This window comes from Streptomyces sp. CBMA152 (assembly GCF_014596475.1).
Taxonomy (GTDB): domain Bacteria; phylum Actinomycetota; class Actinomycetes; order Streptomycetales; family Streptomycetaceae; genus Streptomyces.
Genome location: NZ_MECJ01000009.1, coordinates 149420 through 164568 on the forward strand (window position 1 = coordinate 149420; position 15149 = coordinate 164568).

The 15149-nt window shown below is 69.4% G+C and carries 11 protein-coding genes and 1 pseudogene; 4 read left to right on the top strand and 8 right to left on the bottom strand.

Annotated features, from left to right (window positions below):
• Positions 1-7: 7 nt before the first annotated feature.
• Positions 8-582: pseudogene (locus BG418_RS08770) on the bottom strand (transposase); the annotation flags it as partial.
• A gap of 214 nt (positions 583-796) precedes the next feature.
• Entirely contained in the window at positions 797-1210 is a 414-nt protein-coding gene (locus BG418_RS08775; protein ID WP_188273156.1) for a hypothetical protein, read from the bottom strand.
• Positions 1211-2837: 1627 nt separating this feature from the next.
• Here BG418_RS08775 and BG418_RS08780 point away from each other — a divergent pair.
• Entirely contained in the window at positions 2838-3512 is a 675-nt protein-coding gene (locus tag BG418_RS08780; protein WP_188273157.1) for a Pr6Pr family membrane protein, read from the top strand.
• A 563-nt stretch (positions 3513-4075) separates the two neighbouring features.
• Here BG418_RS08780 and BG418_RS08785 read toward each other — a convergent pair.
• Entirely contained in the window at positions 4076-5704 is a 1629-nt protein-coding gene (locus BG418_RS08785; protein ID WP_223184544.1) for a class I adenylate-forming enzyme family protein, read from the bottom strand.
• 955 nt (positions 5705-6659) lie between these two features.
• Between BG418_RS08785 and BG418_RS08790 the strand changes: the two genes are divergently transcribed.
• Genes BG418_RS08790 through BG418_RS08800 form a run of 3 tightly spaced genes read left to right on the top strand, consistent with a single transcriptional unit; the run spans position 6660 to position 8166 of the window.
• Positions 6660-6836, top strand: a complete 177-nt coding sequence (locus tag BG418_RS08790) for a hypothetical protein (protein ID WP_188273159.1) — start codon at positions 6660-6662, stop codon at positions 6834-6836.
• An 11-nt stretch (positions 6837-6847) separates the two neighbouring features.
• Positions 6848-7645, top strand: a complete 798-nt coding sequence (locus BG418_RS08795) for a thymidylate synthase (RefSeq protein WP_188273160.1) — start codon at positions 6848-6850, stop codon at positions 7643-7645.
• Positions 7642-8166, top strand: coding sequence for a dihydrofolate reductase (locus tag BG418_RS08800; protein ID WP_188273161.1), 525 nt, complete (start codon positions 7642-7644; stop codon positions 8164-8166). The genes BG418_RS08795 and BG418_RS08800 overlap by 4 nt, the downstream gene beginning before the upstream one ends.
• Positions 8167-8283: 117 nt before the next feature.
• Here the strand turns inward: BG418_RS08800 and fabD are convergent, their stop codons facing one another.
• The 5 genes from fabD to BG418_RS08825 are packed head-to-tail and all read right to left on the bottom strand — an operon-like array spanning position 8284 to position 15081.
• The gene (fabD, locus tag BG418_RS08805; protein WP_188273162.1) at positions 8284-10140 is read right to left on the bottom strand and encodes an ACP S-malonyltransferase; all 1857 of its coding nucleotides are present in this window, start codon (positions 10138-10140) and stop codon (positions 8284-8286) included.
• Positions 10137-12356 (bottom strand): enoyl-CoA hydratase/isomerase, encoded by a 2220-nt coding sequence (locus BG418_RS08810; RefSeq protein WP_188273163.1) that lies wholly within the window; start codon positions 12354-12356, stop codon positions 10137-10139. Before BG418_RS08810 ends, fabD begins: the two co-directional genes overlap by 4 nt.
• Complete coding sequence (locus BG418_RS08815) at positions 12344-13600, bottom strand: hydroxymethylglutaryl-CoA synthase family protein (protein ID WP_188273164.1); 1257 nt, start codon at positions 13598-13600, stop codon at positions 12344-12346. The genes BG418_RS08810 and BG418_RS08815 overlap by 13 nt, the downstream gene beginning before the upstream one ends.
• A gap of 4 nt (positions 13601-13604) precedes the next feature.
• Positions 13605-14828: a beta-ketoacyl synthase N-terminal-like domain-containing protein gene (locus BG418_RS08820; RefSeq protein ID WP_317453571.1), complete on the bottom strand. Its 1224-nt coding sequence runs from the start codon at positions 14826-14828 to the stop codon at positions 13605-13607.
• Position 14829: 1 nt separating this feature from the next.
• Positions 14830-15081, bottom strand: coding sequence for an acyl carrier protein (locus BG418_RS08825; RefSeq protein WP_188273165.1), 252 nt, complete (start codon positions 15079-15081; stop codon positions 14830-14832).
• Positions 15082-15149: the final 68 nt, after the last annotated feature.

Below are 15149 nucleotides of genomic sequence, written 5' to 3' on the forward strand. Positions count from 1 at the left end.
GGGTTGATCATGCGGTGATGCGGTGGGGGCGGCCCCAGCGGTGCTGGAGTTCGGATCGGATACGGGCGCGTTCGCGGCGCTGGCCTCCAGCAGGCTGGGGTGCCGACGGTGGCGGTTGCGCCAGTACAGGTAGGCGTGCAGGTCGCGGGCGAGTGTCGGGTGGTTGGGTGGGTCGCTGTTGCCGAGGACGAAGCCGCGCAGCGGCCCGAAGTGCGGCTCGATGGGGTTGGCCCAGGGCGCCTGGGTCGGGGTGAAGCACAGCTCGGCTCTGTGCCGGGCGGACCAGGTGCGGATGGCCCAGGTCTTGTTGCCGGACCAGCTGTCGAGGATGACGTAGATCGGGGCGCCGTCGGGCCAGACGGCGCGGATACTCTTCAGTGCGGCCAGGGTGTGATCGGCGCCCTTGCGGGTGCGGACCACACCCCACATGCGGTCGTCGGCGAGGCTGTAACAGCCCTGGAAGTAGCGGATGCCGTGGGTGCGGTGGTAGGTGGCAGGCAGCCGGTCGGGGTGCTTGCGCCTGGCCCAGCAGGTGCCGTGGCAGGGCCGGATGGACAGCGGTCCGAACTGGTCGAAGGCGAAAGCACCCACGCGCCCTCTACGCGACGCCGGAAGCCCTGGGAACTGAAGCCCCGCGCATCCACGGAGGGGGTGGACGGGTGGGTGTGGGGCTCCGGCACTCTCTGGTACGTCACCCGGCAAATCTTGTTACACCCGCCTCAGACGGGCACGGCAGCTGATGATGATCCTTCTCGGGCAGTTCGCTTCGTGAAGGCGCGAGGCTGACGGACTGCCGTCAGAACCTGTAGCTCCAGTACGCGCCGGGGTGCGAGGTACCTGACTCTTTCAGGTACGAGTACAGGTTCAGTTGCCCACCACACGGGTTGAAGTTCATCCACATGTCCGTGGTGCCGGGGTTCACGTGCCGACCAGGCTCGGGGGTATCCACCCCGTCGCGTGGGTCGCAAGGGTCGCCGAGTGCGGTGAACGCGCGGACATCGGTGGTGCCGCCGGTCCAGCGGAAGTCCACATTGTGGTTGGAGTAGACGCACGGCGTGACGTGGTAGCCGTACTGGAGGTTCTGCGTCGCCAGGACCTGACCGCCACACCACGACCGCGCGCTGGCCACGCTGGTAGTGGTGAGGGTGGTGCCGCCGGCGAGAACGAGGGCGGTGGCGGTCATCGCGATGGCCCGTCGGAGTGTGGACACGGTGTCTCCTGGCTCATGGGTGGGCTGTTCTGTCCCGCTGGAGTTTGGTCGTCTGGATGGTGTCCCACCAGGTCCTTGGACGATGTCGGACAGACCTGGACGGGCCCCGGGTCCGGTGGAGGGAACCTGTCGCCACCTGACCGACCGCCTCGACATGCCCCGAACCTGTGCCGATGGGCTTGCACCGGCCGAGGGACGGCAGTGACCCTCGCTTGATCGTCACCGACTCGGCAGGGAAGCAGTGGGCCATGGGTTTCGCCGCGCAGCACAACCTTCAGCCCCTGTCGGATCACTGGGCGGAGGCCGGCCGTGGGCGCCTGAATGCTTGCGTCAGCGCACTACGAGCGGCTTCGTGCGGTACCGCATTTTGTGTTACCGGAATGGGCTCAACCCACTCGCCAAGTACGCCCAAGGCCCCAACTCCTTCCAGAGCCAGGCCCTCCGTGCAGTTCACAAGCCCGGCCGCCCTGCTACAGGCCGGGCTCGCTGCGTTCTGCAGCTGCCCGGATCCGACCGGTGGGTCTCGGCGCGGATCTCTACTGAGAGAACTGGCCCACACAAGCGATGATCGCAACGAGTAACCCCAGCAGGCCGATCCAGACTTGCCACCTCTCGAGGGCCGTCCACTTCCTGTCAGGCTTATCCACGCTGGGAGTCGCCAGCGCTTCCTCATTCTCTCCAGACGCTCTCATCGGCCCGGACCGGCGAAACGAGCCCCTCTCATGCCCGACGCCGCACCCAACCCCCACGTTCGTCTCAACCTCCGCCCCCAGCACCCCGGCGCCGTCGTCGCCACGCTCACCGGCAGCTCGCTCCACACCGCCCGCGCCACCCCCGCCTCGGCAGGCTTCCGGGCAGTTACCGACGACTCGATGCTGGAAGCACTCCATCGACGGGCGCTACATCACCTGGGTGGCACCCGGCGCCGAGAAGGGCGGCGTACAGTTCGACGCCTTCGCCGCCCAGAACCCCAACGGCTCCCTTCCCGTATGGATCATCTGGGGTGGCCACGCCGTTCACCAGCCCGTCTGGGCACTCCAGTTGTCCGCGCACGTACCAACGGCCCTGCTGCAGGACATCGCCTTCAAAATGACCGAGGGCCAAGGTATCCGCCTCGTACGTCCGACATCTGGCAGGCCCAGCGCTCCGCACCGCGCAAGCCCCTGCTCCGGTGGCAGCATCGCCGCCAGCCGCGCACGTTCCCGGGCGTAGCCAGTGAGCCTCTACCCGGAGCAGATGACGATGTTCTGGGTGGGCCTCGCCATCCTGGCCGCCTTCGAGGCCCTCTGCTTCTTTCTGTCATGCCAGCTGATCTGAGCTAGGTCACGAGCCGCATCCCTGTCGAAGGCCGTTGTCCGTCGGCACTCGCTCGACGGCGACGAGGGCGACACCCCCACAACGACCTACCTGCACACCCAAGAGCACCACGGCCGTCCGGCGACCGCGTCAAGACGGACGGGCATGATGCTCATCGGCTCGCGAAGCTGATCCACCTGGACCATTTGCCTACAGTGCGGGTGCCGGATGTGGGGCAGGTGGCTGGGACGAGACCCTGGAGGCCACGCGCCGGACGGGGCCGGAGCGACGCGGAAGTTCCGCCGATCTACACGCAAGTAACATCCAGGTCATGTTTCTAAGCACCAGGCTGGAAGGTTCGGCCAAGATAGGGCTGGCGCTGCTGGGCGTCGCGGCCCTCACCGCCTCGCTCAACCGGGCAACTCACACCGACGAGGGCGCAGCGAACTGGATCTCGTACTTCACCAATCTCTCCAATCTGCTCGGCGCCGCCGTCCTGCTGGCCGGTGGGCTGGCCCTGTTGCGCGGCACCCGCCCCGTCCCCGACCTGTTGCGCGGTGCCGCCACCCTCTATCTGGTGATCACAGGAGTGGTGTACTGGACTCTGCTGGCCGGAACCATCGATGCGAACACGATCATCTGGGCCAACGACGTCGTGCACGGCGTCATGCCGGCCGTTTTCCTCGCCGACTGGCTACTGCGTCCTCCGCCACGCCGCATCCCCTGGACCCGGTCCCTGCCGTGGCTGGCCTTCCCGCTGCTCTACCTCGCCTACTCGCTGCTGCGCGGGCCGCACGTGGGTTGGTACCCGTACGACTTCCTCGACCCCCGCGAGCCGGGAGGTTACGGGCACGTCGCGACCTGGTCGGTGATCATCACGCTGGCCTTCACGGGGATGGCGTCGCTGCTTGTCCTGTACGCCAACGCGCGCCACAGGAGGGCCGGAAGTGGCGGAACCGACGTCAGCGAGCGCGAAGGCCGTGACCGGGACCCGATGACGACCTGAGAGCAGGCGGGCAGGCGGGCTCGACCAGCGATGGGCCCTCCGGACGGAACCTGCCATGCGGCGAACACACGAGGCCCGGCCCCGAGGTCAGCGCCTGCGGCCTGTGCAGCGCGGACGGGACCTTGGACGCCGAGCGCCCCGGCCGCCAGTCCGGACTGGCGGCCGGGGCGCGGGGGACGCCTGCTCGTTCACACAGTTCCTATGACATGACTGGCGGCGGGTGTCGGTTGAGTGAGGCTGACACCAAGGCTTGCCATGGCGGGGCCGGCATACCGCCGGGGTTCAATCCGTACGGCCACAGCCTGCTGAGCAGCCGCATGTCCGAGGATTTGGTGTTGCCGTGGTAGGCGACCTGCCGTGCAAGGACGTAGGCGCCTTCCGGGTCCCGGGCCTCTTCCCGCATCACGGCGAAGCGGGGCAACCGCAAGCGACGTAGCGGTCATCCTCCGGGACGGCCAAGGGTCGCCACCAGATCAACACGCTCGGGCCACGGGGCCCGAGCGGCGTGGCGGTCGCGCTGTGGGGCGGCCGAGGATCACGACCGCCCTGGGCGACAGCGGCGCCTACGGAGTGTCCGAGGCGGTGCTCGTCCACGCGGCGCGCAGCGCCTTCTTGTCCACCTTGCCGACCTTGGTCATCGGCAGCTGGTCGAGCAGGACCGTCTTCCGGGGCGTGTACAGGTCCCCCAACTCGGCGGTCACCGCAGCGCCGACCACCTCCGGGTCCACATCGGCGTCCTCGGCTGTGGCCAGGAAGATCTGTACGGCCTCCCCGAAGTCCTCGTCCGGCACGCCCAACGCCGCCGCGTTGCGCACACCGGGCAGCGTGAGCAGGAAGTCCTCCAGGACCCGGGAGTAGACGTTGTCACTGGTGCTGCCCGTGACGATGATGTCCTTGGCCCGGTCGACGAGATAGAGGTATCCCTCGGCGTCGAGGTAACCCAGGTCCCCGGTGCGGAGCCAGCCGCCGTAGAACGCCTCCGCGGTGCGCTCCGGGTCCTCGTAGTAACCGAGCATCACGGCCTTGCCCCGGACGCACACCTCGCCGACCTGCCCGGCGGGCAGCACCGCCGCCCCGTCTTCACCACGGATCTCGATCTCGGTGTCGGATATCGCGCGACCGCAGCTGCGCCAGAGCTCGGGCCGCTGGGCTGCCTCCGAGGCGAGGTTCTCCGCACCGAACGCGGCGATGCCGAGCGCCTCCGACTGCCCGTAGCCCTGGCTGATCACGGGCCCGAAGACCTCGACCACCTGCTGGAGCCGACTGGGCGACGAAGCCGCGCCGCCGACGACGATCCGCCGCAGCGCGGGGAGTGCGCCCGGCTCGCACTTCGGGTGGTCGAGCAGCGCGTACAGCATGGGCGGGACGAACATGGTGGCGGTGATCCGCTCCTCGCGCAGTACCGCCAGTGCCGCGCCCGCTTCGAACTCGGGCAGCACGACGAGGGCGGAACCCGTCACCAGCGCCTGAATCGAGGTGAGGTGGCCACTGGCGTGAGTGAGCAGCGTGGAGACGAGTACCCGGTCCGTAGCCGGGTCCATGGCCGGGAAGAAGCCCGTGGAATGAGCGTCCTGCGGGTCGTCCTCCAGGAAGTCCAGCAGCACGTCGTACAGCCGGTGGCTGTGCGCGGCGAGCTTGGGGCGGCCCAGGGTGCCGCCGGTGTAGAGGACAGTGACGGCCTCGTCCTCACCCGGGGCGGGCACACCGTCAGGACGCACCACAGGACACTCGGCCGCCACGGCCAGCAGGTCCGTACACCGCTGCTCACACGGCCCGACGCTGAGCAGGACGGGTGCGTGGACGCTGCGGGCGGCCGCGTCGGCGGCGCGCGCGGCGAAGACCGGGTCGGTGACCACAGCGCGCGCCTTGGACTGCTCGACCAGCGCAGCCAGTTCGCCGGGCCCCGGTTCGGGCGGCAGGAACACCACGCGGCAGCCGATGAGATGGACCGCGAGCTGCACCAGAACGGAGTCCACGCGGTTGGCCAGGAACAACCCCACACCGTCGCCGGGTGCGAGCCCCTGCCTCCTCAGCGCGTGCCCCAGGCTGAACAGCCGCCGCCGAGCCTCCCTGCGGGTCAGCCGCTGCGCACCCTGGACGAGCGCCTCGGCGTCCTCGTCCTCCTGCCAGTGCTCCAGGATGTGGTCCAGGTACGTCCGCGGCCCGGGTGTTTCCGGCGAGTTAACGATCATGAACACATGCAAGCACGCCACCCAGGAGCCGTGACCTCACAGGGAGCAACTTCAGCCACCAGTCGGCAAAGCGCTATGCCCCGATATGTTACGGCCAGTCGGCTCTCCGCAGCCCGTGTTCACCAGGCGGGGTGTCCGGGGGCCAGAAACGTCGCCCCGCGCTCGCACACGTTCCCGGCCAGCCGGGAAGCATCATCCGAACCCGGCTGGCATTGCTGCGGGTTGGAAAGGGAAGGACCGCGCTGGATCCGGGGGCTACTCAGCAACTCGGCCGGACAGGACAACGCCCTTCACATACCCGCCCGTTGCCCCCGGCCCCCACCCGGCCAGGCCCGCTCGGAAAATCCGGACCGCAGGATCGGCGACATGCTCTGACGGGATCTGATGCCCCCGGCCAGACGGCCGGGGGCCACCGGGCACGCACCCGGGGCGTCAGACGCAGACATGGCTGGCCTGGCCTGCGGCTACCTGGCTCCCAGCCCAGGACCGCTCCCCCGCGCACCTTGAGGACGGTCCGGCCCAGGCCCTCCAGATGGACGGTTCCCGGACCTCCTGGAGGGCGTCGACGAGTGCGAACCGGTTCGCGGGAGCCAGGCCCGCGTCCCAGGCCACGGTGGCGTCGCCGGTGCCGCCACGGTGATGAGCTCGCGGACACCAAGGCGGCACCAAGATCAGCCCCATCGGGGGCAGTTCGCGTGTCAACGTCACGGTGGAGACGGGCTGTTCGACCCGCACGGACGTCGCCTGCCTCATGGGAAATCGAGACGTGTGGATGGTGCCCGGCCGTGGCAAGACGGTGCGGGCGGATCAGATCCAACGCCTCGACCGGAGCAAGGGACACTCCCTGTGAGTGAAAGCAGGCGGGGAACGCAAGCCTCCGCCATGCCGCACAAACACAACCCGGTACTCGCCATGCTGATCCGCCCAAAGGCGCCGGCCAAGCGGCTCCTCAGCGATGGCTCAGCGGGTCGGCCACCGGGTCAAGTCCTTGCTGGGACTCCCGAGGCTGGGGACGCCCGAGCTGACCGGCCTGACCACAGGGGCGGAACTCGGCACACTCTGCGCCCCGACGACGTACACCGGCATGGCAGCTGCGCTCGTCGACCAGGTGCGCGAGGTCAGCGGTCAGTAAACTCTCTGATCATGGCTGATACCCAGTACGAAGACCTGTTGCGGCTGGTGCTCACCTCCGGAACGGCCAAAGCCGACCGCACGGGCACCGGGACCCGAAGTGTCTTCGGCCACCAACTACGCTACGACCTTTCCCGAGGCTTCCCTCTGGTCACCACGAAAAAGGTGCACACGAAGTCCATCGTGTACGAGCTGCTGTGGTTCCTGCGCGGCGACTCCAATGTCGCCTGGCTGCAGGAGCACGGCGTCACCATCTGGGACGAATGGGCCGACGAGAACGGCGACCTCGGACCCGTCTACGGCGCCCAGTGGCGTTCGTGGCCCGCCCCGGACGGCAGGCACATCGACCAGATCGGCGAGGTTCTCGACACTCTGCGCCACAACCCTGACTCTCGTCGGATGATCGTCTCCGCCTGGAACGTCGCCGAGCTGTCGAAAATGGCGCTCGCGCCGTGCCACGCCTTCTTCCAGTTCTACGTCGCCGACGGCAAACTCTCCTGCCAGCTGTACCAGCGCAGCGCGGACCTGTTCCTCGGCGTGCCGTTCAACATCGCCAGCTACGCGCTCCTCACCCACATGGTGGCGCAGCAAACCGGCCTTGAGCCCGGCGACTTCATCTGGACCGGAGGTGACTGCCACATCTACGACAACCACGTTGATCAGGTGACCGAGCAACTCTCACGCATCCCCTTCGAGTTCCCCGAGCTACGTCTGCGTCAGGCCGAGTCGCTTTGCGACTACGTCTACGCCGATGTGGAGATGCTCGACTACCGGCACCACCCGGCCATCAAGGCCCCGGTGGCGGTATGAACGTCGGTCTCATCTGGGCACAGACGCTCGATGGCGTGATCGGCGCGGACAACGCGATTCCATGGCGACTTCCCGAGGACATGGCGCATTTCAAGGCCACCACCCTGGGCCATCCCGTGGTGATGGGACGCAAGACCTGGGATTCGCTCCCTCCCCGGTTCCGTCCGCTGGCAGCCAGGCGCAACATCGTGGTAACTCGTGACCCGCGATGGGAGGCCGACGGCGCGGAACGCGCCGGCTCCGTTGCCCAGGCACTGGAACTGGCAGCCTCACCGGTGCGGATACCCGCCCCTACAGCGGTATGGGTCATCGGCGGCGGTGAAATCTACCGTGCCGCGATGTCATACGCCACGATTCTCTCGGTGACCGAAGTCGATGCCACGGTGGACGGTGACACCTACGCCCCCACGCCAGACGTGAGGTGGAACATCACCCAGGACAGCGGCTGGCAGACCTCGGTGACCAGCCTGCGCTATCGCATCCGCACATACACACCACCGGCAACCAGCACTCCGCGCTGACCGAGCAACGGACAGCGTCGAGCCCGAGGCCGACGGTGGTGCACGCGTACCGGCAGGCCTCGTGGCGCAGCACCGTCGCCACTCGGCCGCGTGCACTGTGGCCGGCCGCCCGCCGGCTCACTCCTGGGGCAGCGCCTCGCGGAGCCTGCGCAAAGAGGCCGTGTTGTTGCCGAACTGGTTGATCGCGGGCGCTCCCCGATGGGACGGGCCGTAGCCGTGCTTGAGGAAGTTGGCGAACGAACCGCTTGCGCTCAGGTCGACGAAGAAGTGGCGCTCGGGCTCCGGGAAGGCCGACGCCATCAGCTCGTCGAACCGGACGCGCTCGCGGATCACGTCCCACAGATAGCACTCCCGGTGCTCCGGCGCGCCCGGGTCCACGGTCGCCGCGTGCGTGGCGGAGTAGAGCGGCAGGCGTGCGGAGCGCAGCGGGACCGCCAGGGCCGCGTCCATGATGTCCGGGCGGATGGCGTCCAGGTGCGGGGAGTGGAAGGCCTGGCGGACCGGGAGGCGCACGGCGATCACACCCTCCCGATCAAGCCCGGCCCGCAGCTGAGCGAGCCGGTCCGCGGCACCGCTCACCAGGAAGTTTCCGTCGTAGTTGACCCCGGCCAGCGTCACCGCGCCGAACAGGTCGGGCCGGTCCGCGAAGAGCGAGGGCGCGGCCAGGACGCTCAGCATGCCGCCGTCACCGCGGTCCCCGAGCAGCCGGGCCTGGCGCATCACCAGCCGCAGCCCGTCCTCGAAGTCCATGGAACCGGCGACGGTGGCCGCGATGTACTCGCCGAGGCTGTGGCCCAGAACGGCGTCCGGCCGTACACCCTCCTCGCGCAGGGTCTCGGTGAGGCTGAAACCGATGCTGTAGAGCGCCGCGTGCGTGGTGAGGATGGAGTCGTACTCCTTTCCCTTGCGCGCATCGTCGTAGATCGCTTCCACCAGGGAGGCACCGCCCGCCGCCCGGTGGGCCGCGCTGCAGCGGTCCAGGGCGCGGCGGAATGCCGGGTGGGTGTCGTACAGCTCCCGGCCCATCTGGTGGTACTGGGTGCCCTGGCCGCCGTACATGAACACCAGCTCGGTGCGCGGCCGGGCGCTGACCACGGGCGCCGGGGGCTCCTCGGCCGACGGCAGCGGGTCCTTGAGGATCTGGTTGGTCAGCTTGGCCAGGACCCGGCCGGGGCCGATCTCGTGGAAGGTGCGGTACCCCTGGCCGATCAGCCAGGAGATGGACTCGTACCACTTCACGGGGCTGGATATCTGACGCGTCAGATACTGCGCGTACCCCTGCTCCGGGTAGGGGCGGGCGGTGCAGTTGGCGACGACCGGGATCGTCAGCGGGCGCAGCTCGAACCCGGCGAGGTAGCGGGCGAACTCCTCCTCCACCTCCGTCATGCAGCGCGAGTGGAAGGCCGCGCTCACGTTCAGCGGGATGAAGGCGGCCCCGGCGTCGGTGAAGGCGGTGCGCAGCTCGGGGGCGAACACCTCGTCGTACTCGCCGGAGACGATGCACTGCTCGCGCGAGTTGATGTTGGCGATGTCGAGGTGGCGGAACGGCAGGCCCTTGAGGATCTCGTCGACTCGCCGCTGGTCCAGGCGGACGACCGCGGCCATGGCGCCCTTGGGCGCACGGCTCATCAGCTCGCCGCGCCTGCGCACCAGTTGGAGTCCGGTGAGGAAGTCGAAGGCACCGGCCGCGAACAGCGCGCAGTACTCCCCCAGGCTGTGCCCGGCCACCACGTCGGGCAGCTCGCCGCCCGCCGTACGGTCCAGATAGGTGAGGGCGTTGACCACGTACAGCGCGGGCTGGGTGTACTCGGTCCTGGCCAGCACCTTGTCCGGGTCGCGCAGGCAGAGCTCCTCGATGGAGTAGCCCAGGCACGCGTCGGCCTGGGCCACCAGCTCCGGGAACTTCTCGAAGAGCCCCTCGCCCATGCCCTTGTGCTGCGAGCCCTGGCCGGGGAAGACGTAGACCGTTCTCATGCGTAACTCCCGTACGTTCCAAGCTGCTTGCCTAGCAAGGCCGCTGTTTCCCGCAGCAGGTGCTCCGCGACAGCGGCCACCCGGCGCTCGCGCCACTTCTCCAGCGGGGTGTCCCGCACCCAGGCGTTGAACGCGCCCATGGCCGGACCGCAGTGGATCTGGTAGTCGACCCGCTGCTCGGCGCTGCCCGCCATGGCCAGGCGGGTGGAGTGGACGAAATACCAGCGGAAGACGAGCGCCATCTTCTTCTTGGGGCTGCGCTCGATCTCCGCGAGCCGCTGCGGGAAGCGCCGGGCGACATGGGCCCGGGTCTCCGCCCAGACCTCGTCGATGGAGCGCCTGAAGAACTTCTCCTCCAGCGTGGCGCGCGTCCGCTCGTCCAGGTCGTCGAGCGAGTCGTGGCGCAGATACAGCTCGTACAGCTTCTGGGCGCGCGCCGGGAAGAACAGCCCCTTGCGCACCGCCTGGACCTTCGCGCCGACCTCGAACATGTCCCCGGCGGGCGCGTAGTCGGTGTCGTGGACGCCGAGTTCCTGGAGGATGTCCTTGACGGCGTCGCTGGTGCCCGCCTCGACGGTGCACTGGTTGATGGACCCGGTCACGATGAAGTCGGCGCCCAGGGTGAACGCGGCGAGCGCCGCCTGCGGGGTGCCGATGCCGCCGGCCGCCCCCAGGCGCACCGGCTCCGGGTACCTCTCCTCCTCGCCGACCCGGTCGCGCAGCACCCGCATGGCGGGCATCAGCACATAGGCGTTACCGCCGTCGGTATGACCCGCCGAGTCGGCCTCGACGCACAGGTCCTGGGCGAGCGGCAGCCGCGCGCCCAGCTCCGCCTGTTCGGGTGTGACCAGGCCGCGCTCGACCAACTCCCGTACGAGCTCGGGCGGCGCGGGCCGCAGGAACCGCTCGGCGACCTCGGCGCGGGACGCCTTGGCGACGATGTGGTGGTTTTGGACCACGTTTCCGGCCGCGTCCCGTGAGAGCCCGGCGAGCCGGTAGCGCACCAGCGCCGGCGTGGGCCGGATGTACGCGGACGCCTCGACCGTGCGGACGCCGTGGCGCAGATACAGCTCCACGGTGCGCATCTCCAGGTCGGGCTCCTGGGGATTGCTCAGCAGGTTCACGCCGAACGCCTGGCCCTGGTCGAGCGCGCGGCGGATCCGGGTGAGAGCGTCGTCGATCGCCTCCAGGCCGAGGCCGCCGGTGCCGAAGAAGGAGAGCAGCCCGGACCGGCCCATCGCGGTGACCAGCTCGACCGAGGCGATTCCCTTGTACATCGCGCCCGCCGCGTAGGCGTACCGGACGCCGTGCGCCTCGCGGAACCGCGCGCTGCCGAGGGCTTCGGGCGGCACGGTGAACTGCACGGGGGCCTCGGTGGGTCGGAGGGTTTCGGCGGGCTGGGGTGTGGTTTCCCGAGGATCAGCCGGGGTGTTCTCCCATGGGAACACGCCCTCCTCGGCGTACCGCTGGATGGCCCGGACGTTCTCCGGGTCCTCGAAGACCAGCCGGTTGGTGGCCAGCGCGGCGCTCTTGGCGTGCTCGGTCACCGGCGACAGCTCGCGCAGATACGCCTTGTACCGCGTGACCGCCTTCTTCGACAGCCGCCCGAGCCGCTGCAGGTGGGTGCGCAGCAGTGCCTCGCTGTCCGGCCCGTACACGTCGACGAGCCCCCACTCGCAGGCCCGCGCCGCGTCGGCGGTGCGGGTCGTGGCGGCCAGGTAGTGGGCGTGCTGGAAGCCGGTGCGGCGGATCAGGAACGGCAGCACCACGGCCGGTATCAGACCGAAGAGCAGCTCGGAGAGGCTGAACGTGGCGCTCTCGTCGGCGATCACCACATCGCTGGCGGCCACCAGGCCGACCCCGCCCGCGTTGGCCTTGCCGCGCACGTGCGCGACCGAGACGAAGTCGCCGTAGGCGAGGAGGCGGAACAGGTCGAACAGCGGCTCGGGGTCGGCCGCCGTGCGCCCGCCCTCCCGTACCGCCTCGCCGATCGCGCCGAAGTCGGCGCCGAAGCAGAACACTTCGGGCAGCCCTTCGAGCACCACCACGGTGGCGGACGAGCGCGAGGCGCGGGTCAGGACCTCGGTGAGCTCGCGCACCAGGGTCTCGTTGAGCGCGTTGTCCGCCTCGGGCCGGTGGATCCGCACGTACCAGGTGGTGCCCTGTTCGCGCAGCCGCAGCGTGGTGGGGGCTGCTGCGCCCGTCAGCTCACCCATGCGTACTCCCGGTGGTAGTTCTTGATCTCCCGCAGGACGAGCCGGGGCCCGCTGCCTTGGCCGGTCGCATCGACGAGGTCCTGGTTGACGGCCGTGTCGCGGGTGCCGAAGCGGATGAAGTCGCGGTCGCTCAGCAGCCGGTCGTACTCGGCCAGGGAGAGCCGGTAGCGGCCGTCCAGATGGGCTTCGATGTCCATCCCCTTCAGCCGAGCGGCCCCGTCCGGGGTGACCACGCCGCTGTAGAACTCGGAGCAGCAGCCCGACCCGTACGAGAAGCAGCCCAGGCGCCGGGGCGCGTCGAAGCCGCCGTTGCAGACGGTGCTCGCCAGCGACAGGAAGATGGTCGCGCCCATGATGTTGCCGACGCGGCCGCAGTACTCCAGGCCCGGCATCACCCGGCGTTCGAAGTCCTCGGCGATCTCGGCGCCCTTCGCCTTGGCGACCTTGCGCATCATCGTGCGGTGGGCGCCCTTGACCATGCCGCCGAAGGGGGTGTGGAAGGCGAGATACTGGAAGGAGTCGCGGTAGTCGGCGCCCTCCACCTTCTTCTCGTACGCCCGGTAGGACTGCTCGCAGCAGTCCAGGTACGACATCAAGGACAGGTCGACGTCGCCGGATTCGCTGTCGGGGGCCGGACGGCAGGTGTCCATGACCTCGTAGCCGTAGTAGCCGCTGGCGCCCACGTCGAGCTGGAAGACGTGCGGGGTGTCGCTGATGAGCATGGCGACCGCGCCGGCGCCGCCGCTGGGCTCGGCGTACGCCCACTCCTGAGCGGCCGCCTCATCGCCGTCCTCCAGCAGGTAGCGTGAGATGTCGGTGGCGATGACCAGCGCCTTCGCTCCCGGCGACGTCTGCGACAGGATGAAGTTGCAGGCCATCTGGAACCCGGCGGTGCCCGCGTAGCAGGCCTGCTTGAGTTCGAACATCCGACAGTTACGGCTCAGGCCCAGCTGGTCGTGGAGATAGGCGCTGGTCGACTTGGAGAAGTCGATGCCCGACTCGGTGCAGGTGATCAGCAGCTCGATGCTGTCCTTCTCCTCGGCGCTCAGCCGGTCCAGGAGCGGCCGGGCGGCATTGGCGCCGAAGGTCACCGGGTCCTCGAAGGGCAGCGCCACGGTCTTCTCCCTCATCAGGAGGTTCTCCAGGCGCGGGAGGTCGAGCCCCCGGTGCTGCGCCAGTGCCTTGACGTCCAGCACTGCCGAGCCGCCAAACACGTTCATCGCTTCGATACCGACGCGGGACATGACCTTACGCTCTCCGTGATGGGCACGTGCTCATGCACAGCGCCGTGTTGATGCCGCCGAATCCCATGCTCAGGCTCAGACAGTGGTGGACCTCGGCCTCGACGGCCTCGCCGCGCACCCAGCGCAGCCGGTCGTCGATGGGCTCCACCAGATTGCGGGTGGGGTGCAGCCTGCCGTGCCGCATCTGGAGCAGCGCGGCGACCGCCTCCACCGCCCCGGCCGCGGTGAGTCCGTGCCCGGTGATCGACTTGGTGGCGTTGACCCGGGCCCGGGTGAGCCCCGCGGCCAGCAGCGCGTCGGCCTCGGTGCGGTCGCCGACCGGCGAGGCCGTGCCGTGCGGGTTGACGTAGTCGATGTCGCCGGCCCTCAGCCCGGCCCGCTCCAGGGCCTGCCCGATCGCCCGCACCTCGCCTTCCAGCGACGGGTTCGGGTTGCGGTTGCCGTCCAGCTGGACCGACCAGCCGCTCAACGCCGCGTACGGCTCGGCGGGCGCCGGGCGGGCGCCGACGCGCTCGACGACCAGCGCGCCGCACGCCTCGCCGAAGACGAAACCGCCCCGGCCCGCATCGAACGGACGGCAGGCCAGCTCCGGCGCCTCGGCGCAGGACTCCGGCGCCATCGCGCCCATGGCGCCCAGACCCAGGTACTCCCAGTACGAGAGGTCCATCAAGGCGCCCACCGCCACGCACACGTCGACCCGGCCGGACGCCACCGCCTCGGCCGCCTCGATGACCGCCAGCTGGCCGCTGGCCGAGGCGCCGCCCACGGTGTGGGCGAAGCCGCGGATACCGAACGCCGCCGTGGCGAGCCCGCACAGATCGGTGTCCAGGAAGGACATTCCGTAACTGGGCCGCAGGAAGCGGGGCTTGGCACGGTGGCGGTCCTGGGCGAGGGTGAGCTCGCGCTGCTGGAGGTTGTTGCCGCCGACGACCAGGCCGATGCGGTCGGCGGGGACCTCATCCAGGCGCGCCTCCATCCAGGCCTCCTCCAGAGTGGCCAGCAGGACCTGGCCGGTCAGGGAGACGGTCCGCAGCTCGCGTGCGGCCAGCCGGTTGGTCGGCGCGAAGCTGGGGATCTCCGCGCCGACGAACCGGGTGTCGGCCTGGCGGCCTGGCCGCTCCATGACGGCGAACCGGTGCGCCCCGGCGAACAGCGCTTCGGCGAAGGCGGCCTTGCCCTGGCCGACGGCCGTGGTGACCCCCAGCCCGGTCACGGCGATCTCGGGCACGTTAGCGGGCCACCGCACTCTTGTCGGCAAGGTGCCGGGCGAGCTCGCCCAGGTTCTGCGGGCCGAACGTGTCGACCAGCGCGATCTCCAGGTTCATCGCCTCAAGGACGATCATGACGATCTCGGCGCGGTCCATCGAGTTGGCGCCGAGCGCGTCCAGCGAGTCGGTCTCCTGGAAGTCGTGCCCGTCGAGCTCCGGCAGGACCTCGACGATCGCCTCATGGATCAGGGGCAGGATTTCTTGGCTCTTCATAGTCACACCATCACTAGGGGAAACAGGGGGACACGGGAACAGGAATCGGTGGGCAGGGGGACGGCCGG

What these genes read in the sequence shown, in the direction of transcription:
- BG418_RS08790 (WP_188273159.1), top strand. Translation starts at nt 6,660, where the DNA reads ATGGCTCAGCGGGTCGGCCACCGGGTCAAGTCCTTGCTGGGACTCCCG.
- BG418_RS08785 (WP_223184544.1), bottom strand. Translation starts at nt 5,704, where the DNA reads ATGATCGTTAACTCGCCGGAAACACCCGGGCCGCGGACGTACCTGGAC.
- BG418_RS08800 (WP_188273161.1), top strand. Translation starts at nt 7,642, where the DNA reads ATGAACGTCGGTCTCATCTGGGCACAGACGCTCGATGGCGTGATCGGC.
- BG418_RS08815 (WP_188273164.1), bottom strand. Translation starts at nt 13,600, where the DNA reads ATGTCCCGCGTCGGTATCGAAGCGATGAACGTGTTTGGCGGCTCGGCA.
- BG418_RS08795 (WP_188273160.1), top strand. Translation starts at nt 6,848, where the DNA reads ATGGCTGATACCCAGTACGAAGACCTGTTGCGGCTGGTGCTCACCTCC.
- BG418_RS08825 (WP_188273165.1), bottom strand. Translation starts at nt 15,081, where the DNA reads ATGAAGAGCCAAGAAATCCTGCCCCTGATCCATGAGGCGATCGTCGAG.
- fabD (WP_188273162.1), bottom strand. Translation starts at nt 10,140, where the DNA reads ATGAGAACGGTCTACGTCTTCCCCGGCCAGGGCTCGCAGCACAAGGGC.
- BG418_RS08780 (WP_188273157.1), top strand. Translation starts at nt 2,838, where the DNA reads ATGTTTCTAAGCACCAGGCTGGAAGGTTCGGCCAAGATAGGGCTGGCG.
- BG418_RS08810 (WP_188273163.1), bottom strand. Translation starts at nt 12,356, where the DNA reads ATGGGTGAGCTGACGGGCGCAGCAGCCCCCACCACGCTGCGGCTGCGC.